Raw genomic sequence first — 20933 nt, forward strand, 5'->3', positions numbered from 1 at the left:
GTCTCCCATTTCGATGCGCTCCGCATCGAAGGGGTCTGCCATCGGCTGGGGCTTTGCCCCGGAGAGATCGCACGCAAATCTCGGAACCGCAGGTGGAGAGTTTGCATAAGTGCGCCCTTGTCCTTTACAGGCCTACGGGTAAGCGCTATCGCTGGTTGTGGCAAGCCTAACCTTTACACCTGCTCTCTTTGAAGTGGATTCCCGAATTGGCCGAGACTGAGCTTGAACGCGCCGAGAAACGCTATGCCCAGGCCAAGGCCCGCCTGCAGGCTCTGAAAAACCGGGAAGCCACTAGACAGCGCAAGCTGGATACACGGCGCAAGGTGATCCTGGGCGGGGCACTCATGGACCTGGCGGAACGGGACTCCAGTGCCGCCGCCATGCTCGACCGGCTGATCCGCAACCTCTCCCGTGAACAGGATCGCAAAGCCTTTGCAGAGTGGGACACCCCCTCCCCTGCCCCTACCGATGATGGCGCGTCCTGATGCGGAGTGTGATGCTCGTCTTCGGGGGGCTGTTCCGCTTCTTCGGTCGGTTGATCTTCACGCCCATCCTGTTGGGCTGGATGATCGGCGCGGTCCTGTTTGGGGCGATGCTTGGAACGCTTGTGGCCACGCCGTTCATCTTTGCCTTCTTCGATCAGCCGCCCGGTGAAAGCGCCTGGCAATGGCTGGTCTTCGGTCCCTTCATGCTCATTGGCGCTGTCTTCGGGTTTCAGTACTGGCGCATGGCCTCCGGGGCCGATGCTTACTTCGGGCTGACGGGTGACAGCCACGGCTCGGCCCGGTTTGCGAACCGCAAGGAACTGAAGAAGCTGGAGAGGGGCAAAGGGCAGGAAGATCGCGGTCTCCTGATCGGGCGCAATCCGCACACAGGACGGTTGCTGCACTATGACGGCCCGGCGCATCTGATCACCCTCGCCCCGACGCGGGCCGGGAAAGGTGTTGGCACCGTGATCCCGAACCTGCTGGCGGCGGAACGCTCCATCCTGGTCATCGACCCCAAGGGCGAGAATGCCCGGATCGCGGGCGAGGCCCGGCGTCGATTCGGGACGGTCCACGTCCTCGATCCCTTTGAGGTCAGCGGTCATCCCTCCGCCGCGTACAACCCGCTCGACCGGCTGACCCCCGACAGTCTCGATCTGGGCGAGGATGCCGCCTCCCTGACAGAGGCGCTGGTCATGGACCCGCCGGGACAGGTCACGGAAGCGCATTGGAACGAGGAAGCCAAGGCCATCCTCGGCGGGCTGATCATGTTCTGCGTCTGCCACGAGGATCGCGACCGCCGGTCCCTCGCCACCGTCCGGGAATATCTCACTCTGCCCCCGGAGAAACTCCGGGCGCTGTTGGAGCTGATGCAGGACAGCGACGAGGCAGGCGGGCTGATTGCCCGCGCCGCCAACCGCTTCCTCGGGAAAGCAGACCGGGAAGCGGCCTCGGTCCTGTCGAACGCGCAGCGGCACACGCATTTTCTGGACAGCCCCCGGATCGCAAAGTGTCTGGCGCGGTCGGACTTCGCCTTCTCCGATCTGCGCCACCGGATCACCTCCGTCTTCCTGGTGCTTCCTCCGAACCGGATGGACGCCTACAGCCGCTGGCTGCGCCTTCTGGTCTCTCAGGCCCTTCAGGACATCGCACGGGACGCTGAGGCGTCTGAGGGCGCTCAGGGGGCCTCTCAGCGCCTCAAGACGCCCACATTGTTCCTCTTGGACGAGTTTGCCGCCCTGGGCCGTCTGGAGGCCGTAGAGCGCGCCATGGGGCTGATGGCGGGCTACGGGCTTCAGCTCTGGCCGATCCTGCAGGACATGAGCCAGCTCAAAGACCTCTACGGAGACCGCGCTGGCACCTTCATTGCCAATGCCGGGGTGCAACAGGTCTTCGGGGTGAACGACTTCGAGACGGCCAAATGGCTGAGCCAGATGATCGGCCAGGAAACTGCCGGGTTCCAGACGGACAGCTTCAAACCTGGCGATGGCCCCAGCTTCTCGAACAACCTCACAGGCCGCGACCTGCTAACCCCCGATGAAATCATGCAGCTCCCGCCGGATCGTCAGCTCCTGCGCGTCCAGGGGCAGGCCACTGCCGTCGCGCAAAAGCTGCGCTACTACGCCGATCCTGAATTTTCCGGGCTGTTCACGCCTGAAGCCCGATAATCTGAAAGCAATCCGCCATGTCTGATACACCCGCTTCCCTTGCCCCACTCTCAGACGATGATTTGCGCGAAACGCTCGATCTGCTTGCCACGGCGGTCGCCAGCATCTCGGATCGGGTGGACGATCAGACACGGGTGCTCGACCGGGTGAACAAGACGGCGACAGAAGCCCGCTCTGCTGCCTTTGCTGCGCAAAAGCAAACTGACCCGGAACACTACGGCGAGATTGTCGGCGCAACCATCGACGGGAGGATCGGCGATACCTTGGATCGCGTTGGCCAGATGGCTGGTGATCTGCTGCGGGCGTCTAACCATACTCAGGAAGTTCTCAGGAAAGCTGAAGATGCCAGGTCGGACACCATGCGTCAGCTTTGGGAACGGGAACAAAAGCTGGATCGTTTCAAAAGCCGTATTCCATGGTTCGGTCTGGGTGCTGTCGTTTTGGCTCTTGCCCTGACGGTGATGCTTCCTCGTTTCTTAGCCAGCAACGCTTCCATGTGCGCTGCCCTCGGAGCGTCCTGGGCCACGACAACTACAGGTGTCGATGCTTGTGTATTCTACCAACGGTGAGTGGTGATGTGTTGATTGTGACGGCTCTGCCTGAGAAGCTGGGTGTTATATATGTGTTAGAATCTGTGTTACGCACGCGCAGATACTGGATTCAATTAATGATTTCAGCGCATTGCGAAAATACAGCGCAGCTAATATCCCGATAGAATGCAGGTATTATCCGGAAAAGTGCAGCCGTTATCCCGATAGGCCTTGTGGTGCAGTTAATATCCCGATAGCAATAAGAGTGCAGCCGTTATCCCGATAGGTGAATCAATGGACGAAGACCACCGCCCCCTCCTCCCGGATCGCCATCCCCAGGCCAACCTATTCATCTGTGACGTGGCCGATGCTGTCATCAAAAGCGACATGGCGTCCATGGAGCATCCGATCTTCACGCTGTCAAAGAAGCCGATCCGTGATGTTAAGAGATATGAGCATGGAGATGTGGTTCTGGAGGTTACTCCCGGTTCCAAGGGCATCGCCAACATCTATGACAAGGACATCCTGATTTTTGCGATTAGCCAGATCATGGCGGCGCGTAACGAAGGTCGCCCCTACTCGCGCGAAATCCAGTTCCAAGCTCAGGACTTCTTGGAGTTCAGCAATCGCCACACGGGTGGTCACGACTATGATCTGCTGCGTGATTCCCTTGACCGGCTGGACAGCACTCGTCTCAGGACGACGATCAAGACGGGCGGCGAAGAGACATGGGAGGCGTTTGGTCTGATCGAAGGCGCAAAGATCAAGCGCAAACGACATGATGGCCGTGTCACCGAATGGGGCCTCAAGCTCTCAGAATGGCTTTTCAAAGCCATTGAGGCCAACGAGGTTCTGACACTTCACCCGGACTATTTCCGTCTCCGGAAGCCAATCGAGCGCCGGATTTACGAGATTGCTCGAAAACACTGTGGCTCAAAGGAAACTTGGCAGATCGGCTTGAAGAAGCTTCAAAAGAAGTGCGGTTCGAGCGACGCCATTCGCAATTTCCGGCTGGCCGTCCGTGCGCTGTGCGACTTCGACCACTTGCCAGACTATTCGGTAAGTATGGAAGACGACATGGTTTCATTCCGCAGTCGTGCTTCACAACAGATGATCGTTGGCTCGGGATTCTCCACTAAGCTCATGCCGGACACCTACGAGGCGGCGCGGCGAGCCGCGCCTGGCTGGGATGTCTATGTGGTCGAACAGGAGTGGCGGGCGTGGGTCATGAGCCTGCTTGAGCAAGGCATGGAGCCGCCGCGAAATCCTGACAGCGCGTTCATCGGGTTCTGCCGCAAGTGGGCAGCGCGCCAGCAATAATGCATATATTATGCCGTATAATATAGCACGGCATAATATATGCCGCATATAAAAAATGACGTGACATATTTTGTGGCACGTCACATAAAGGAGCAAAACAACGAGCAGACAAATGATTGTAAGCGTCCTCTCACCCAAGGGTGGCTGTGGGAAATCCACTGCAACACTGACTTTGGCATCAGTCTTCGCGAAGAACGAAGACCTCTCAGTTGCCATCGTTGACGCTGACCCCCGGCAAAGCATCGCGCGTGTCTGGTTGGGCAAGCGCAATGAAGAGAACCTTGAGGACGCTCCTTTCAAGGTGATCTCAGACCCTTCTGACAGCACCATTCTCGACACGCTGGAGGCGGCGGGCGATGACCACGACCTGGTTTTCGTCGACCTTGAAGGTGTTGCAGGCCTCATGGCGTCCTATGCCGCCTCGGCCTCTGATCTCTGTATCGTTCCCATGCGCCCAAGCGCCTTGGACGGCGATGCGGCGGGCGCGGCGCTCAAAATGATCCGTGACGCAGGGCGAGCAGCCAGGCGGACGGTGCCAGCTCGCATTCTGATCACACAAACGGACGCTGCAATCGTCACTACATCTCACAAAGAACTGTTGGCTGAGCTGGACGGGGCAGGGGTGGAGCGCCTGCAGACCGAACTCATGCGACGAGCGCCTTTTGAGCGTGTCATGGCAGAGGGCAGAACCCTTTTCGAACTGCAAGACAGCCAGTCTGTGAAGAGTGCGATCAGCAACACTGCTAGGCTGGGGAAAGAGCTTGCAGAAATACTGGAGGCACAGTGATGGCCGGGACGTTTCTGAACCTGAGCGATGACGACCAAGAAGAAGCGCAAGAGCCAAAGATTGGGTCAGGGCTGAAGCGCAAGAAGAAAGGCTCTCGCCCCAGAGCCGACGCTGAAGCCGTCGCCGCCGCAGGACGTGCAAACGGCTTCAATCGGTCTACGGACACTTCCCAGCCATCGCCAACGCCGAGGCGTGGGCGGCCACCGCTGAACGAAGACATGACGTACTGGCGCATTTATGTTTCTTCAGACCTGCGAAATCAGCTCAATGAGTTGAGAGATAAAGAAGGCAGGCGGCTGAACGACGTGCTAGCCGATATGCTCGCTGCATACCAAAATGGAAATGACTGACGTTAAGCCATTCTTTCCATTTTTGTGTGACGGTTAGTCCATCTGGTTATTGTAATACAAAAAACCCTCAGCTAGGGTGCGTTTGTAAAACAGGCGAGGAATCAAATGGCGCGACCAAAAGCAACGAATCCAAGGACTAAGGCCGCAAACGTTCGTCTCACAGAGGAAGAGCGATCAGAGATAGAAGCCGCAGCGGCAGCACAAGGATTTAGCTCTCTTAGTGAATACTTCCGGGCTCTTCATGCACAGTTTGCCCAGGTGGAAGAGCCTGACTTAGGGCCTAAACGGACCGATCCGCGCGACTTCCCCGCTAAGCTACTGCGACCGTTTCACAAGACCGACCATGGTGAAATCCTTTGGGGCGATAGTCGAAGCTATTTGTTGAACAAGGCGAAGGAGAACAGTGTCGATCTCATCATGACTTCTCCGCCTTTCGGACTGGTGCGAAAGAAGAGCTATGGAAATGAAGATGCGGACCGATACTGCGACTGGTTTCGACCTTTTGCTGAAGGTGCGCATCGAGTCCTGAAAGATACAGGTAGTTTGGTCATCGACATTGGCGGTGCCTGGGTGCCAGGGCAACCAACTCGCAGCCTCTACCACTTCAAACTTCTCGTCATGCTGGTTGAGGAGTATGGTTTTCATCTGTGCCAGGAGCACTACTGGTTCAACCCGTCTAAGCTCCCAACACCAGCGGAGTGGGTCAATGTCCGGAGGGTGCGCGTCAAAGATGCTGTGAACACCGTCTGGTGGCTCTCAAAGACACCGTTTCCGAAGGCCAATAACAAACGCGTCCTTCAGCCGTATTCTAAGTCGATGAAACATCTGCTGAAGAATGGCTACAAAGCTAAGCTACGCCCATCTGGACACGACATTTCTGACAAGTTTAACAAGGACAATGGCGGTTCTGTCCCGCCGAACTTGCTGGCTATCGCGAACACAGAGTCCAACGGGCGCTATCAGGATAATTGTCGCGCCGAAAATATCCCGATTCACCCGGCGCGCTTTCCTGCGCAGCTCCCTGAATACTTCATTCGCTTCCTGACTGATCCAGGAGATTTAGTGGTTGACCCGTTCGGCGGCTCCTGTGTCACAGGCGTTGTTGCTGAAAATCTGAAGCGCCGTTGGACATGTTGCGAGCTGTCCGAGGAGTATTTGCTCGGTGCCCGTGCCCGCTTTGAACCGACACTCCAACCTCTGCCAAAGGATCGCGGCATTCCCTACGAAATTGCATCGCCTTGTGCCCTTCCTGTGAAAGAGGAAAACGTGCCACTTTTCGAGGACGGCGGCGCTCAACGCCCCGCCTCGATGCGTAAGAAGGCTACCTCGAAGATCGCCGCCGAGTAAGCACTGCTCCCCTTTGCCCATCGTGCTAAGCAGGGGGAGCAAGCAGTCTTTCTCGTACCCATAGCCGTAGCCGCCCATCGGTTAACCCTTCGAAATCCACTGAGCGTGGAGCTGCAGCGACTTCGTGCAATAGGGCAGGGGGGCTGCGGTTCAGGGCAATGAGTGAAGCGCGGACCAGACCGTCTATATCCTCTTCAGAAGCATAGCCCCGCGCATAACGCACGATCTGCCCCGCAGCTTCTCGGAAGCGGGCGTTTGCTGTGTCTCCTGCAAGATACTTAATCTCGACGATACCTTTCGCCTGTGCAGCAAGCCGGTCGGTGATCACCAAATCCGGCCGATCCGCTGAAAGATGCATTCCATAGGCTGCCAGTGCCGCGTCCAGTCGCTCTTCGGAGGGTTCCAGGGCGGGGGCGGTGAATAGCCCACCACCACTCTGCCAGAAGATGTCATAGCGCCCGCACGAGATGATCGGAGCTCCAGATGTTTTACCGAGTAGGGCAAGGTTCATCGGCTCATCCGTCTCCGCCGCGAGAGCTTCGCCTATCCCGAGTCCTACGGCCAATTCGAAGCGACGCCACTGTTCCAAAGGTCCGATCAGCGTGCTTCCTAGAACGCTCCGCAGCGCCTCTTCGTCTCCCGCCTCGATCCGCGCTAGCGTGTCATAGGCGGCTATAGCCAGGCGGTATATCATCCGCCGCGATCGTGCGGCGTCCCGCAACGCGCCTGGCCCCGGCCTGCGATGGACGGACACACTCTTAAGCACCTCGCGTAATGCGTCGAGGCGCTTTACCGCCGTCACGTCAGTCATGATTTCTTCGATCAGACCAGCATAGGCCGATCCCTTCGGCTGAACGGCGAAGAGCCGCGTCGCGTAGGTCGAAACCGTCTGAACCACCCATGCCACTACTTGATTTGGGCCCGTATTAAAGCTGCGCACTGGCTCTTCGTAGACCACGAGTGACGGATGCCCGGCTACACGCCGCGCTAGCATAGTGCCACGCGCATCGATCCGCCCACGCGCGACGGCATCATCAGTCCGTTTGACGAATTGCAGCAGGCTTTGTGCTTCGTGACGATGCGCCAGCACATAGGATAGAAAGGTCCGCACGGGTTCCGATAGAGCCCAATGCGCGCGGAGCAAGTCCAAGTCCCGTGCATGATCAAGATGAGGGCTTTCCGCCCCCGCTAGCGTCCCTTGCCGGAAATACCGCAGAAACACCCCTGCCGCATAGTCGTTGATAGCCCGGTCGAGCGTCTCCATCACACAGCCACTGAAGCCATCCGCGCTTTGACTCGCTTGCTCTGATCAGCATCAAGACCAAAGGCCTTCACGGCTTTTCCGGCCAGAAATTCCGCATCCTGCACAACGATTCCGTCGAGCATTGGGAGCAGCACCATGTCTACCGCATCGAGCAGAGCTTCCTTTGTTGACGCTGCAGGGACGGCGAAGAACTCCGCGTCTTCCTCCATCGCCTGGACAGCCTTTATCGCGTCGATGATAGGTGCAGGACCGATCACCCGCACCGAGTTAATCGCCTCCCAAAACTCGGCGAGAGGGCAGGGGGCTCCTGCCACCGGTCCCGCCCACGTAGGCTCCTCCTTGCGTAAGAAGGCTTCAATAAAACCCGCCGTGTCACTGGGGGCATCGACATAGACCCAGCCAAAGCGTCGGGCGAGTGCATAGGACATTTGGTAGAGGGACGCCTTGTCGATGGAGTTGATCGTCGCCACCAGCCGCCAATGTGGTCCCGGTGCAAATTCATGCGCTGCTGCCGAAGGCTTACTCTCCGGTAGGATCACAAATTGAAGGCTATCCTTGTCCTCAATGTCGAGCCGGTAGGGTAGGGTAGTTTGTTGACCCGACAGCACTGTGAAGAGTGGTCCGATCACCTTGTCGATGTCGCACCGGTTTAGCTCATCGATGATGAGTGGGCGGTCGAAACGACGCAGCAAAACTCCGGGAATGAAAGCCACTGATCCATTGCCGGTAGGTTGATAGCCACCGATGATGTCTTGAGAGCTCCAATCAGAGGAACCTGTTACCAGCGTCCATTTCCCGCCCGTCAGCACCGTTGCAATATGGCGCGCAAGCGTCGTTTTCCCTGTCCCTGGTGGACCGTATAGCATGATATGTTGCTTGCCCGAGGCGAGCGCAGCATTGATCTGGCGATAGACCGCAGGATCGATTCCGAGAAGGTCTGTGTTTACTGGGATTTCCAAAGAGGCCGGAGCAACAATTTCATCGTCATCTTCCTCATCTTCTTCATCGGCTATGCCTGCACCCGCCGGGGCCGCGAAAGCGGGCGACGGCCCCGCCGCCTTCCAAGCATCGGCTACCATCTTCTTGAGGCTTTCAAATTCCGCCTGTTCGCTCAGATCAAAGACCGGGATGGGGCCTGCCGCCCCCCCTTGTGGGGCAGCATTTATGTCTGCGGCCACGGTATCCAACACGTCCCCATAGGTCACAGTCTGCGACGTGCCGCCAGCCGTTATCTGAAACTGATGCCCTCGCGGCTGAAGGCCGAGTAGAGCCGCGCCGATATACGGCAATGAGACGTCCTTGAACTCGATTGCCCCATTATCAGGGTTCAAATGCACAACTTCAGAGGAAGAGCCCTGGGGGGTCGGCCCGTGAAACAAAAACAGGATTTGGATTTCTAGCGCGTCGTCAGAGAAGAAATCATCCTTGTCTTGCTTGATTAACGGAACAATGCGGAATATCGCCGCCGCCTTGTCACCCTGAGACGCATTGATCCCGCCCACATTCAATGACGCATTGCTTTCGCGCGCAGGCGAAAGGCTACCTTGTGTCGCGTCCAGAGGATAAAGCCATCTCGGTGGCTTGCTTCCTGAATAGTTGGGCTTTTTCCACCAACCCGTTGTCAGGTTGATCTCATGATTTTCTCCCGCACCGACTTTGGTTTGTGAACCGCATAGTGTCGGCTGAAGCCCTTTATCTTTCAGACGATCTTTAAGCCACCTTGTGAAATCATCTTTGTAAATCTTCTGGTTGCCTGCCATTTACACTCGCCTGAAATCCTGTCCCCGGTAGTTCCCGACACTATCCCTGAAGACAAGAGTCGTCTATCTATTCGATAAATAGAGAAATTTTCGCTCATGGGCGTAGACGCAAGCGATTGAGACCACGGATTAGAATATGCCTCCCCTTAGAAAGCCCACGCTGTTCAAGCTCTTCGAAGACGCCTTACGAAGAAGTGGATTGAGCTTCTTGCGGCTCTCGGGAGAGGGGGAGCATCCAGCAAGCTATCAGATCATCAAGGACGCGGGCTCATATCGCGCCCGTGTCTACATTTGGAATCTCACCTTCGGCGGGCGGGTAGCACTGCCGGACGAATGGCGCATCCAGGTGACCGGCTTGCCTGAAGTTGGTGGCGGGCAGAGGTTTGTCCCCGAGGTCGGGGGAAAGACCATCATTCTTGGTTGGTGCGAAGAGTTAGGTGTTTTTGCCGCCTATGACGTGAATAAGCATCTTGGGGTTCTGGGTGGTTCGCCATCTATTCAAATTCGCCAACCAGCTTTGGAAGCAGCCCGGCTCAACGGGCTGGCGGCTCATTTCAAAGGCGAGGAAGAAGTCGCCTTTGCGGTCAAGCCCGCCTACATGGGCGCGTATCTCGACAACATGGAGGATCTGCATGCGTGCGGATCCTCGGAAGACGCGTTGCAGATCCTCGAAGAGATCTGTGAAGACCCTGAAAGCGTCGATGATCAGGAGATCGAGGATCAAGTACCTGAACCGCGCCGCTATGCTGTGGTATCGACCAAGAAGGCGCTGCGCGATGCGAATTTCAAAGATCGCGTGCTAACAGCATATTCGCACTCTTGCGCTATGTGCGGCGTGCAGCTGCGCCTTCTCGATGCAGCGCATATCCTTCCGGCCGCTCATCCTGATAGCACTGATGAAACCAGCAACGGGATAGCGCTCTGCGCTCTTCATCACCGCGCCTATGATCGTGGCCTGGTCACTTTCGACACCGGCTATAGGATTCATAGAAACGGAGCGATGGAAGGGGAGCTTGTGGCTGCTGGCCTCGATGGCGGACTAGCGGACTTTCAGGCACGCCTTTTCCCGATGATCGAAGTGCCACCTGGCCGAGTTGATCGACCTTCTCCTGCCTTTATTGAGCAGGTGAACGCCCTAAGAGGATGGGCACTCTAGCGATCTACAGGGTTATATTGCGGAATACCGGGGGTTGGATTCTTGATCCAACCTCGAAAATCGCCCTGTCCAACGCCTGAAAATTGCGTCATTTTTGGACGTATTTCCGAACATTTCATGAATATTCCCCGCATATTCAACCAGAAATTCGATGAGCTAGGGTTGCATTATTTGAAAATAATACCAATATTTCACGAAATATGGTGCGAAGGGGCGATTCTATGTCTGATAGTTCTGAGAGAAGAGAGAAATTTGTACGTCTAGCCGAGAGCCGAACTCAGGCTGCGCTCTCAGATATTCGCAAGATTGGCAATCTGTCTAATCAGCGATCTTACGAGTGGGATCAGTCAGATGTGCGCAAAATAGTTAAGGCTTTGCGGGAAGCTGTTAGCGAGATGGAACGCCGTTTCGATCCTCAAGGGTCGTCCGAGCAGCACTTTAAATTGTAAGGAATTTCAATGTCTCAGGATAGTTTGGGCATCAGTGATATTGGCGCATTTGTGCGTATGACAATCGAGCGAGCACCGTCTTGGACGATGCCTAGAGAGCTCGTAAAGAACGCTATTGAGGCTGCTCAGTTGGCGGAAGGTGAGAAAGAGGTCAGGATCACCTCGCGGCATTACCGTGGTGTGCCGAAACTTGTACTTTGGAACACAGGGCCAGGATTGAGCGACACAGAGCTAGTTAAGATCACCCATCTCGCATCCTCAATAAATAAGACGCTAGACCTGGACGCGAACTTCGGAGTGGGAGCCAAGGTTTCTTCACTCGCTAACAACAAGGCTGGCATGATCTATCGCTCTTGCAAGGACGGTGCTGTCAGTGAGGTCATCCTGGCCTATGACGATGAAGAGCAAAACTACGTGCGTGTGAAGCGAGATGTGGATGGCGAGCTCGTGAATGTTCTGGACGTCACAGACGTCGCCCGCTCCGATGGCCTTGATACAACTGGCGATTGGACAGAAGTCATGCTGCTGGGCAATTCGCTTGAGCAAAACACAGTCGAGACACCCTTGATCACCAAGGGGCGAACACCTCAGCATTATCTCGCGACGGCGCTATATCGGCGGTTCTATAGGGTGCCGGAAGACGTCAGCATTAAAATGGACGGAGACTTCACTCGATTTAAGCGGGATGTCCGCAAGTTCGAGACGATCTGGGATCGCCGGAACAAAGCTTTTGCCCGTTTTGAATCAGTTAAGAGCGAGGACGGAACAGTCACAGTTCACTTCTTCCACGACCCAGACCACAAGAGTTCTCCAGGCATGCGTCAGTCTGCCGGAGGAGCACTCGGAAGTACCACTACTACGCTAGCAATCATACATAAAGACGAGATGTTCTCTGTTGAAACAGGCGTTGGGTGGAGTGCAGTTGCCCCCGCTTTTGGGATACCATTTGGTTCGAAGGAACTTTGCGTTCACATAGAGATCGCCGACAATCTGGCAAGGCCAAGCCAGTATCGTGAACGGCTAATTACTCGCGACACTGGCGCAGACATTTCACCATCTGATTTTGCCCATCTAGTTCGTGAATTGATGCCGGATTGGGTGAAGGACGTAGTGTCAGCCGCCAGCCCTGAACGAGCAGCAGATTACGATGATCTTCAAAAAGAACTTCAATCTCTGTTGGACGAGTTCAGATTGAAGTCCGAGGGCAGAAAAAAATCCAAAGATGGTAGTCCGTCTGAACACCGAGATGCCGGAAAGCCCGAGGGGCAAGGTTTCTCAGGCGGCTCAGGTGCCGCGCAGTCCGGGGGAGACAAGCCATCGCGGCGTAACGTGTTTGATGTCCCCGAGGGCGCGAAAAGGTCGAAGTCTGCTGAGATTTTCGACCGGGCTCCAGAAATCATTCCACTGTCTACCGAGGAAGAAATCACGGACAAAGACCTGTTGGGCAAGGCTGCGCTTTATGTTCCTGAAACTGGGCAATTATTTGTTAACTGCCTCTATGAGGCGGTGGATGCTATGGCCTCAGAAATCTCAGTTCTTTTCCCAGACGAGGATGACTCAGAGACGGTCCGGGAGCTAGCCGTTGAAGCGGCTCGCCGCGCTGTAATGTTGGAAGTCGGCAAGGCCGTTGTTTTTGCGCTCTCAAAGCGAAGTGTTTCGGCCTGGACTGACGAAGAGCTTGAACAAGCGTTGTCAAAAGTGTGCCTGTCCATCGCTGCAGATGACTATCGTGCGGGGCTATCGGAAGCGCGACAGTATGTGCGACAGCAACTACGAGCCCGAATGGCCGCCTAATCTGAGAACGATCAGGCACGCCGTACAGTACGTTCACTTACCTTGAACAGTCGAGCAATCTCAGGCACCGCACGGTGTTCGTCATCCCTCATACGCCGCACCTCATCTTTCTGAGCAGGCGAAAGAGCAGGGGGCCTGCCTCCCGTCCGCCCCCGCCTGCGGGCTGATGCCAATCCCTCTTTGGTCCGCTCTGAAATCCGTTCCCGCTCAAACTGGGCGATGGAAGCAAAGACATGAAACACGAGACGGCCTGCCGGCGTCGTCGTGTCGATGTCTTCAGCCAGAGACCTGAACCCGGCACCGCGTTCCCGGATCGTCTCTACGATGTCCAAAAGGTCCTTCAGGGACCGCGCCAGGCGGTCATACTTCGTGACAGCTACAACATCGCCGTCGCGGAGCTGCTCCAGCATCTTGTCCAGCTCTGGCCGCGCGCGCCTCGATCCGCTGATCTTGTCTGCGAAAACCCGCTCGGCTCCAGCTGCTGAAAGGGCATCCGTCTGTGAATCCAAGCTCTGGTCGTCAGTGCTGACGCGGGCATATCCGATGATCATGCTTCACTGTGACAAAAACCTGCCAAAACCGCAAAGGTTTTGCCGGGGGTTTTTGTCTTAGCTAAGCGGTTGATCCTGGGCGGGGCAGGCGAGACGGACAAAAACGACCGTTTGTGACCCGATGTTTGTTAGAACCTTCTGCGCCTCCGATATCTACGTTGGGTGGGTTCTGCGAACTGGACCACTGGCAACGGCCTCCCCTCACTAATCAACCTAGCGAACTCCACTTTTGGAAAATCGAAGAGATAGCGGCTTCTGCCTTGTGCAGCTGTAAGCATGCACAGATTTTCACCACCAAAGTCAAATCCGACAATCTTTCCCAATGATCCCCATTCTTTGAGCAGCCTAGTTTCCTCGCAATAGACGGTGTAGATATCTACACCATCGAACTGAGCTAATGGGATGAACTGCCTTCCCACCAAACCGCTGCTACCGTGGCGAGCATAGGTGGAGAGAGGAGCATCAGATGGACATCAAGCTCTCGGCCTTCATGTCGGAGGATCCGGACGGGCTTTTTGACAATCTGCCCGGCCAAGGCGAAAGCGAGGGCTGGTCGCGCCGTGACCCAGGCCGCCGGCGCGAAGGTAGAAAGCTGAGCGCCCGGGCTTTCTTGCGCTCAGGCAAATTCGCGGAACGCCTCCAGCGCCTCGCCCGCATAGACGGTGCCGGGGCCGCCGGACAGTTCCACCGCGACCATCAGAGCCTCGACCGCTTCGGCCTCGGTCGCGCCATGCCGCGCGGCGGCGCGGGCATGGGCGGCGATGCAGCCTTCGCACCTTATGGCCACGGAGATGGCCAGCGCCATCAGCTCCTTGGTCTTCTTGTCGAGTGCCCCGTCGGCCGAGGCTGCGCGGAACAGCCCCGCGAATGCCCCCATCGCTTCGGGCGCGGCATCCGCCAGCGCCTTGTTGCCCAGATCCACGCTGCGGGCGATGTCGCGGTATTTGCTCATGTCGTCGGGTCCTTTCAGGTAATGAGGGCGGCTTCGGGCGCAGCCACGAAGCGCGAGAAATCGTTGATGAAATTCATCGCGTCGGCGCCGTCATGGCAGCGGTGATCAAAGCTGAGGCTCGCGTTCAGGACGGGGCGCACCACGGCCTGCCCCTCCTCGACCCAGAGCCTGTCGCGCAGGCGCGAGACCCAGAGAATGCCGGTCTGGGGTGGCACGATGATCGGCGTCGTGTATTCGATCATGGCCTGTTCGAGACTGCCTGTGTTCGACAATGTGAAGCTGCCGCCGCGCATTTCATCGGGTTTCAGCTTGCCGTCGCGGCCGCGCGCCGTCAAATCGGCAAGTTCGGTAGCGATCTGTTCGAGCGGTTTGCGGTTCGCGCCGGACAGCACCGGCACAACCAGCCCGCGCGCGCTGGCCAGCGCGACGCCGAGATCGGCCCTGTCGCGGAGCGTCAGGGTCTGCCCGGCCTCGTCGATGGTCGCGTTGAGCCGGGGGTGCCGAGCCAGCGCGGCGGCCAGGCATTTCGCCAGGATCGCGGTCAGCGAAATTTTCGCGCCGCTCAGCTCCTCACAACCGGCGAGGCGGCGGTGCAATGCGGCCAGCGCGCTGCCGTCCATCTGGAAGTCGATCGTGGCGTGAACGCTGGTTCGCACGGACTGGGACAGCCGCGCGGCCATAGCCTGCCGCAGTGGCTCCAGCGGTTCGGTCCGGGTGTCAGCGACCGATTGCGGCGCGGATGCGGCTTCGACATCGGCGTGGGTGATTTCGCCACCGGGGCCTGTCCCGGCCAACGTGTTCAGATCGACGCCGGTATCCGCCGCGAGCTTGCGGGTGGCCGGCGCGGCAATCACGCCGGGTTTGCCGGCGGGCGTTTTCGCCGGGGTCTTTTCAGGGCTGGCCGCAGGCTGTTCCGCGACAGGCTGCGCCGCGGAGCCTTCGAATTTCAGCAAGACCTGCCCGACCTTGATGAGATCGCCCGGCTGCCAGCAGAGTTCGGCCACCACCCCACGTTTTGGCGAGGCCAGTTCCACGTCGGCCTTGTCGGTGCTCACAACGGCGACGTCGTCGCCTTCCTCCACCTGATCGCCGACAGCCACCATCCATTCGATCAGCGAGGCTTCGCTGATTCCTTCCCCGATATCGGGCAGTCGAAAATCCGATGTCAAAACGCAAACTCCGTAACGCGGGTGATGCCGGCGCGGATGTTGTTGGCCGTGGGCCGGTACATCTCGTCACCTATGCTGAAGTGATAGGGCACGTCGGGCGCGCCGACCCGGTCGATTGGCGCTTGCAGGTAGCCGAACGCCTTTTCCTGCAGCACCGCCGCAAGCTCCGCGCCAAATCCCATGGTCAGCGGGGCCTCGTGCGCGATCACGACTCGACCGGTTTTGCGGACCGAGGCGAGGATGGTCTCGATGTCGTAGGGCATCAGGCAGCGCAGGTCGATCACCTCGACATCGGCCCCGCCATCCGCCGCAAGCGCATGGGCGACCTCTTCGCATTCATGCACGATGGGCCCGTAGGCCAGCAGGGTGGCGTCAGCCCCCGGCCGCACGACCCGCGCCTCTCCGAAACGGGCCGGTATGCCGTCGGTTTCGAACTCTGCGCTCATCGCGCGGTAGAGCGGTACAGGTTCGAGCAGCAACACCGGGTCCGGGTCCTGTACGGCCGCGATCATCATGCGATAGGCGTCCTCGGGGGTCGACGGGCTGAGGACCTTGATCCCGCCATGGTGAAAGAAATAGGCTTCGGCGCTCTGCGAATGCCAGAACCCGCCCTTGATACCCCCGAACGAGGGCGAGCGGATCACCAGCGGGCAGGAATACTGCCCGCCCGAGGCCCAGCGGTAGCGCGCCGCGCAGAACATGATGTGTTCGAAGGCGTCGTGGATAAAGCCCGAGAACTGCATCTCGACGATGGGGCGCATCCCGTAAAGCGCCATGCCGATCGCATGGGCCACGATGCCTTTTTCGTCCAGCGGCGTGTCGATCACCCGATGCCCGCCGAAACGCTGTGCGAGGCCTGTCGAGGTGCGGAAGATGCCGCCCGATCGCCCGACATCCTCGCCCATCAGCACCACGCTATCATCCGTCTCCAGCATATGCGCCATCCCGGTGCGCAGCGCCTCGAGCATGGTCAGTTTCTGAACTGTCATGACCGCTGCTCCTGTTCGGCCAGCAGTCGGCGCTTCTGTTCGTCCATCAGCCAGGTCGGCGTTTCGAACGTGTCGTCGAACATGGTTTCCGGAGCCGGAAAAGGCAGGGCCTCGGCGGCGGTGACCGCTTCGGCGATCTCGCTGCGGACGCGCTCCCATAGCGCGTCTTCGCGCGTGTCATCCCAGAGTTTCCGGTTCTGGAGGTATTTGCGCATGCGCGGCAGCGGATCCCACTGTTCCCACACTTCCACATCGGCACGGTCGCGGTAGAGGTCGGGGTCGTCCGAAGTGGTGTGCAGGCCCATCCGGTAGGTCACCGCCTCTATCAGGCTCGGACCTTCGGAGGCGCAGAGGTCATGGGCCTGCTTGACCACCGAATAGACCGCCAGCGGATCGTTCCCGTCGACGCGCAGATTGCGGACTGCATAGGCGTCGCCCTTTTCCGAAAATGTCCGTGTCGCCGTTTGGGTACTGGTCGGCGTCGACACCGCCCAGCCATTGTTTTCGCACAGGAACACGACCGGAGGGCGGTGGATGCCGGAGAAGTTCATCGCCGAATGAAACTCTCCGCGCGAGGTGGAGCCGTCACCGAAGAAGACGAGGAACCGCGTATCGTCGCCGCGGAGGCGCGCGGCCCAGGCCGCGCCCGCTGCATGGGGAATGTAGGAGCCGACCTGCGTGGTCATTGGCACGATGTTGACCCTCCGGTCGCCCATCAGCGTCGGCAGGCGACGCCCCTTCAGCGGGTCGCCTTCCCGCCCGAAGAATTGGGCGAACATCTGAAGCAGGGGGACGCCGCGCAGCAGCATACAGCCGGGGTGGCGGTAACCGAGGAAAATCCAGTCGGTATCGGCAAATGCCAGCGTAGCCGCCACATGGACCGCCTCCAGCCCGCGATGCGGTATCCAGAATTCAACCCGGCCGGAGCGCTGGAGCTTGAAGCCTCGCTCGTCGATGGCGCGGACAAGCACCAACATCTCGTAAAGCCGGATCAGAGTCGCCTCATCCAGTTGCGGATCCGGCAACGTCCCGGCGACATTCCCCTCGCGATCCAGGACCTGCAAGATGCCAAGGTTCTCTGCCTCGCCCAGTGGGCAGGCTGCGGCCCGGGCAGGTACCTTCTTCTTTCCACCGTTTTTGGGGGATCTTGCCATCCCGTCCTCCTGTGCAAGTGTGGAGCGATTTAGGCTTGCTCCGAATAACGTATAGTCGTATACCATTAAAGTATGATGTCAATGGCGACTTAAGAGAAGGGTCTACAATCCCTCAAGTCCGCCGCAATCGGGGCGCAGAGCCCGGGAGGAGTGGACGATGAAAACCCCCGAACGGGTCCTGGTGACAAAAATCGGATTCGATGGTCACGACCGGGGCAGCCGGGTTGTCGCGGCCTATCTGCGCGATGCGGGAATGGAGGTGATCTATACACCTCCATGGCAAGATATCCAGGCGGTGATACGGCTTAGCCAGCAAGAGGATGTCGACGTGATCGGCGTCAGTTCGCTCGCGACCGACCACCTGATCGTGCCAGACCTGATGACGGCGCTGACCGATGCCGGCATGTCGCATGTACGCGTTATCGTCGGTGGAATCATCCCGCAGCCGGAACATGCTGATCTGCACAACGCCGGCGTCAGTGCGATTTTCGGACCCGGCGCCACCAGCGAAGTGATCGTTGGGACCGTTCGCAAGCTCGCCGCCGAAGCGCGTGCAATCCGCGAGGAAATGGAGGAGATAGAGTGACCGAACGGAGCAAAACCACAAACGGTTCCGACTTCAAGGAAGACTTCACGCGTTGGCAACATCGCTACGATGCAGAAATCGGGACCGACCGAGACGTGATCAATCGCTCGGGGATACCGATCAAGCCGCTTTATACACCGCTCGACTGGTCGCCGGACAAGCACGACGGCTCCCTCGGCGTGCCGGGTGAAGCGCCGTTCACACGCGGGATCTATTCTACAATGCATCGCGGCCGCACCTGGACCCAGCGGCAGTTGATCGGTCTAGGCACGCCTGGCGACTACAACTCCCGCGTGCGCACGATGCTCGACAACGGCGCGTCGGCGATCAGCCTGTTGCCTTGCAATTCGGGCTTTCGCGGCATCGACTGCGACGAGAGCCCGCTGGCCCTGCTTGGGACATGCGGCACGGTCATCAACACCGTTGAGCACATGGACCAGGCGCTGGACGGTGTGCCGATCGACAGGATCTCGACGGCCATGAATGATCCGACCCCGTTCACGCTCTTTGCCTTTCTGCTGGGCGTCGCTCGGCGTCGCGGGGTCCCCTTTGACAAGATTACCGGTACCGCAAATCAATCCGACTATATCTCGCATTTCGTCGCCAATCACATGTTCTACCGGCTCAGCCAGCCTGGCGCGCGACGGGTATTCGTCGACCACGTCCGCTATTGCCGCGAAGAAGTGCCGAACTGGAATCCCGTTTCTGTCGTGGGCCAGCACATGCAGCAGGCTGGCGCGACCCCGGCCGAGACGATGGGGTTCACCCTGTCAACGGCGATCCAATACGCCGAGGACTGCATCAACGCAGGCATGGACCCCGACCACGTATTGCGCCGCTTTACATTCTTCTTCGATATCTCGATCAGCCTGTTCGAAGAGGTCGCCAAGTTCCGCGCCAGTCGGCGCATCTGGGCGCGCATTGCCCGCGACCGATTCGGCTGCAAGGACCCGAGGTCTTGGCGGTTCAAATTCCACGGCCAGACCTCCGGCGTGGACCTGACGCGGCAACAGCCTTTGAACAACATCGCCCGTGTGACCGTGCAGGCCATCGCAGGTGTGCTGGGCGGCCTGCAGTCGCTGCATACCGACAGCTACGACGAGGCCATCGCCTGCCCGTCCGAAGAACCGGCAAAGATCGCGGTGGCGACCCAGAACATTCTGCGTGAAGAGGCGCATCTTTGCGACGTGATCGATCCGCTTGGCGGATCCTACTACGTCGAGTCGCTGACCGACGAGATGGAGGCCAGAATCCTCGAGGTGATGGATGTCATCGAAAAGGCCGGCGGCATGTATGCCGCTGTCGATGCCGGGCTGGTGCAGCGGATGATCGGCGAATCGGCGCTGGCCTTCCAGAACAGGATCGAATCGGGAGAGGAGGGGATCGTAGGTGTGAATGTCTACGCTTCCGAGGGCGAAACCCTGGCCGAACCGGAGCCTTACCGCCCCGACCGCGCGGATATGGAGGCGCATGTGCAGCGCTTCCGCGCGTTCAAGGCTGAACGCGACCAACAGAGGGTTTCCCATGCGCTGTCCGAACTGGCCCGCGCGGCGAACGGCTCCGAGAACGTGTATCAGAAGGTGGTCGATGCCGCGCTGGCCGATGTCACTCATGGTGAAATCGTCGCCTGCCTGCGTGCCGAGCTCGGCTTTGGCCAGCCGTTGCTGGTGGCCTGATGCCGGACCGCATCGCACGCCAGGCGGATCGCATCGCCGAAAGCCTGCGCGGCGGCGATCCGGCCGCGCTCGGCCGGGCGCTGAGCCTGATCGAAAACGGCAGCGAGACGGGCGCGGCCCTACTGTCGCGGTTTCACGGCAGTGCCGGTAAAGCGCGCCTGGTCGGCGTGACCGGCCCGCCGGGATCGGGCAAGTCCACGCTTGTAGACGCCCTGATTGGCGACTGGCGTGGACGGGGCCGCAGTGTCGCTGTGCTTGCGGTCGACCCGGTTAGCCCGCGCACCGGCGGTGCGGTTCTGGGCGACCGCACACGGATGGGTCAGCGCAGCCTCGACGTCGGGGTCTTCATCCGCTCGGTTTCGGCCCGAGGTCATCTTGGCGGGCTTTGCGCCGCAGCGCAGGGCATGCTTGCCGCGATGGAGGCGGCAGGCTGGGATCTAATCATTCTGGAAACCGTAGGTGCAGGACAGTCCGAAATCGAGGTCGCCGACATCGCCGATTGTACGCTGGTGGTGTCCGCACCAGGGCTTGGCGATGAGTTGCAGGCGATCAAGGCGGGTATATTGGAGATCGCCGACATCCTTGTGGTGAACAAATGCGACCGGCCCGGCGCCGGCGAAACCGCGCGCGACCTGAACGCGATGCTCAAGCTGCGTCAGGGCGATGCCGCCCGAGTGCCAGTAATGCAGGTTTCGGCGAGCACGGGCAAAGGGATCGGCGACCTTGCCCTGGAAATCGATGGCCTGCTGGCGGATGTCCGCCGCACCGCGCTGGAGCCCCCCCCCGAATCCGTTGCAACGCAGTTCAGCAAATATGCTAGCGCGGGTCTTCCCGATGCCGAGGAGCGGTCGCTCGACGCCCTTTTCCGCCGCGCCTCGAACGACCCCGATCTGGCGCAGCGGCTGTTATCGCTTGCCGGGGGACTACCCGAATATGAGAAGAAATAG

At 58.9% G+C, this 20933-nt stretch carries 20 protein-coding genes; 13 read left to right on the forward strand and 7 right to left on the reverse strand.

What is annotated here, in order from left to right; all coding sequences use genetic code 11:
* The first annotated feature begins 188 nt into the window (after positions 1–188).
* From AC13C8_RS00945 to AC13C8_RS00975, 7 genes are all read left to right on the forward strand, one after another.
* Positions 189–485 carry a mobilization protein gene (locus tag AC13C8_RS00945; protein WP_482846097.1) on the forward strand — a complete coding sequence of 99 codons (297 nt, stop codon included), beginning with the start codon at positions 189–191 and terminating at the stop codon, positions 483–485.
* Positions 485–2152, forward strand: coding sequence for a type IV secretory system conjugative DNA transfer family protein (locus tag AC13C8_RS00950; protein ID WP_475299318.1), 1668 nt, complete (start codon positions 485–487; stop codon positions 2150–2152). Before AC13C8_RS00945 ends, AC13C8_RS00950 begins: the two co-directional genes overlap by 1 nt.
* Positions 2153–2169: 17 nt before the next feature.
* Positions 2170–2721, forward strand: coding sequence for a hypothetical protein (locus AC13C8_RS00955; protein WP_475299319.1), 552 nt, complete (start codon positions 2170–2172; stop codon positions 2719–2721).
* 255 nt (positions 2722–2976) lie between these two features.
* Positions 2977–4002, forward strand: coding sequence for a replication initiator protein A (locus tag AC13C8_RS00960; protein ID WP_475299320.1), 1026 nt, complete (start codon positions 2977–2979; stop codon positions 4000–4002).
* A gap of 112 nt (positions 4003–4114) precedes the next feature.
* Positions 4115–4789, forward strand: coding sequence for a ParA family protein (locus tag AC13C8_RS00965; protein ID WP_475299321.1), 675 nt, complete (start codon positions 4115–4117; stop codon positions 4787–4789).
* Positions 4789–5139, forward strand: coding sequence for a hypothetical protein (locus tag AC13C8_RS00970; RefSeq protein ID WP_475299322.1), 351 nt, complete (start codon positions 4789–4791; stop codon positions 5137–5139). The genes AC13C8_RS00965 and AC13C8_RS00970 overlap by 1 nt, the downstream gene beginning before the upstream one ends.
* Before the next feature lie 105 nt (positions 5140–5244).
* Positions 5245–6486, forward strand: coding sequence for a DNA-methyltransferase (locus tag AC13C8_RS00975; protein ID WP_475299323.1), 1242 nt, complete (start codon positions 5245–5247; stop codon positions 6484–6486).
* 25 nt (positions 6487–6511) lie between these two features.
* Here AC13C8_RS00975 and AC13C8_RS00980 read toward each other — a convergent pair whose 3' ends face one another.
* Positions 6512–7750, reverse strand: coding sequence for a hypothetical protein (locus AC13C8_RS00980; protein ID WP_482846098.1), 1239 nt, complete (start codon positions 7748–7750; stop codon positions 6512–6514).
* On the reverse strand, positions 7750–9510 hold the full coding sequence (locus AC13C8_RS00985) for an AAA family ATPase (protein ID WP_475299300.1): 1761 nt from the start codon (positions 9508–9510) through the stop codon (positions 7750–7752). The genes AC13C8_RS00980 and AC13C8_RS00985 overlap by 1 nt, the downstream gene beginning before the upstream one ends.
* A gap of 136 nt (positions 9511–9646) precedes the next feature.
* Between AC13C8_RS00985 and AC13C8_RS00990 the strand changes: the two genes are divergently transcribed.
* The 3 genes from AC13C8_RS00990 to AC13C8_RS01000 all read left to right on the forward strand — a co-directional run bounded on the left by AC13C8_RS00990 (position 9647) and on the right by AC13C8_RS01000 (position 12909).
* Complete coding sequence (locus AC13C8_RS00990; RefSeq protein ID WP_474768976.1) at positions 9647–10666, forward strand: HNH endonuclease; 1020 nt, start codon at positions 9647–9649, stop codon at positions 10664–10666.
* Between the two features lie 221 nt (positions 10667–10887).
* A complete protein-coding gene (locus tag AC13C8_RS00995; RefSeq protein ID WP_474768977.1) occupies positions 10888–11115 on the forward strand; it encodes a hypothetical protein in 228 nt (75 codons plus the stop codon).
* A 9-nt stretch (positions 11116–11124) separates the two neighbouring features.
* A complete protein-coding gene (locus AC13C8_RS01000; protein WP_474768978.1) occupies positions 11125–12909 on the forward strand; it encodes an ATP-binding protein in 1785 nt (594 codons plus the stop codon).
* A gap of 11 nt (positions 12910–12920) precedes the next feature.
* On the opposite strand, the gene AC13C8_RS01005 is transcribed toward AC13C8_RS01000, so the two are convergent.
* The 5 genes from AC13C8_RS01005 to AC13C8_RS01025 all read right to left on the reverse strand — a co-directional run bounded on the left by AC13C8_RS01005 (position 12921) and on the right by AC13C8_RS01025 (position 17724).
* A complete protein-coding gene (locus tag AC13C8_RS01005) occupies positions 12921–13460 on the reverse strand; it encodes a recombinase family protein (protein WP_475299301.1) in 540 nt (179 codons plus the stop codon).
* A 616-nt stretch (positions 13461–14076) separates the two neighbouring features.
* Complete coding sequence (locus tag AC13C8_RS01010) at positions 14077–14412, reverse strand: carboxymuconolactone decarboxylase family protein (RefSeq protein WP_475299302.1); 336 nt, start codon at positions 14410–14412, stop codon at positions 14077–14079.
* A gap of 14 nt (positions 14413–14426) precedes the next feature.
* A complete protein-coding gene (locus AC13C8_RS01015; protein ID WP_475299303.1) occupies positions 14427–15581 on the reverse strand; it encodes a dihydrolipoamide acetyltransferase family protein in 1155 nt (384 codons plus the stop codon).
* Positions 15578–16570, reverse strand: a complete 993-nt coding sequence (locus AC13C8_RS01020) for an alpha-ketoacid dehydrogenase subunit beta (RefSeq protein ID WP_475299304.1) — start codon at positions 16568–16570, stop codon at positions 15578–15580. Before AC13C8_RS01020 ends, AC13C8_RS01015 begins: the two co-directional genes overlap by 4 nt.
* Positions 16567–17724, reverse strand: coding sequence for a thiamine pyrophosphate-dependent dehydrogenase E1 component subunit alpha (locus AC13C8_RS01025; RefSeq protein ID WP_475299305.1), 1158 nt, complete (start codon positions 17722–17724; stop codon positions 16567–16569). The genes AC13C8_RS01020 and AC13C8_RS01025 overlap by 4 nt, the downstream gene beginning before the upstream one ends.
* A 157-nt stretch (positions 17725–17881) precedes the next feature.
* On the opposite strand from AC13C8_RS01025, the gene AC13C8_RS01030 reads away from it, so the two are divergent.
* From AC13C8_RS01030 to meaB, 3 genes are read left to right on the forward strand one after another with little or no spacing between them, the layout of a single operon-like run.
* A complete protein-coding gene (locus AC13C8_RS01030) occupies positions 17882–18310 on the forward strand; it encodes a cobalamin B12-binding domain-containing protein (protein WP_475299306.1) in 429 nt (142 codons plus the stop codon).
* Complete coding sequence (locus AC13C8_RS01035) at positions 18307–19986, forward strand: acyl-CoA mutase large subunit family protein (protein ID WP_475299307.1); 1680 nt, start codon at positions 18307–18309, stop codon at positions 19984–19986. Before AC13C8_RS01030 ends, AC13C8_RS01035 begins: the two co-directional genes overlap by 4 nt.
* Positions 19986–20933, forward strand: a complete 948-nt coding sequence (meaB, locus tag AC13C8_RS01040; protein ID WP_482846100.1) for a methylmalonyl Co-A mutase-associated GTPase MeaB — start codon at positions 19986–19988, stop codon at positions 20931–20933. Before AC13C8_RS01035 ends, meaB begins: the two co-directional genes overlap by 1 nt.

The sequence above is a fragment of the Aliiroseovarius sp. B-4 genome (assembly GCF_056857795.1).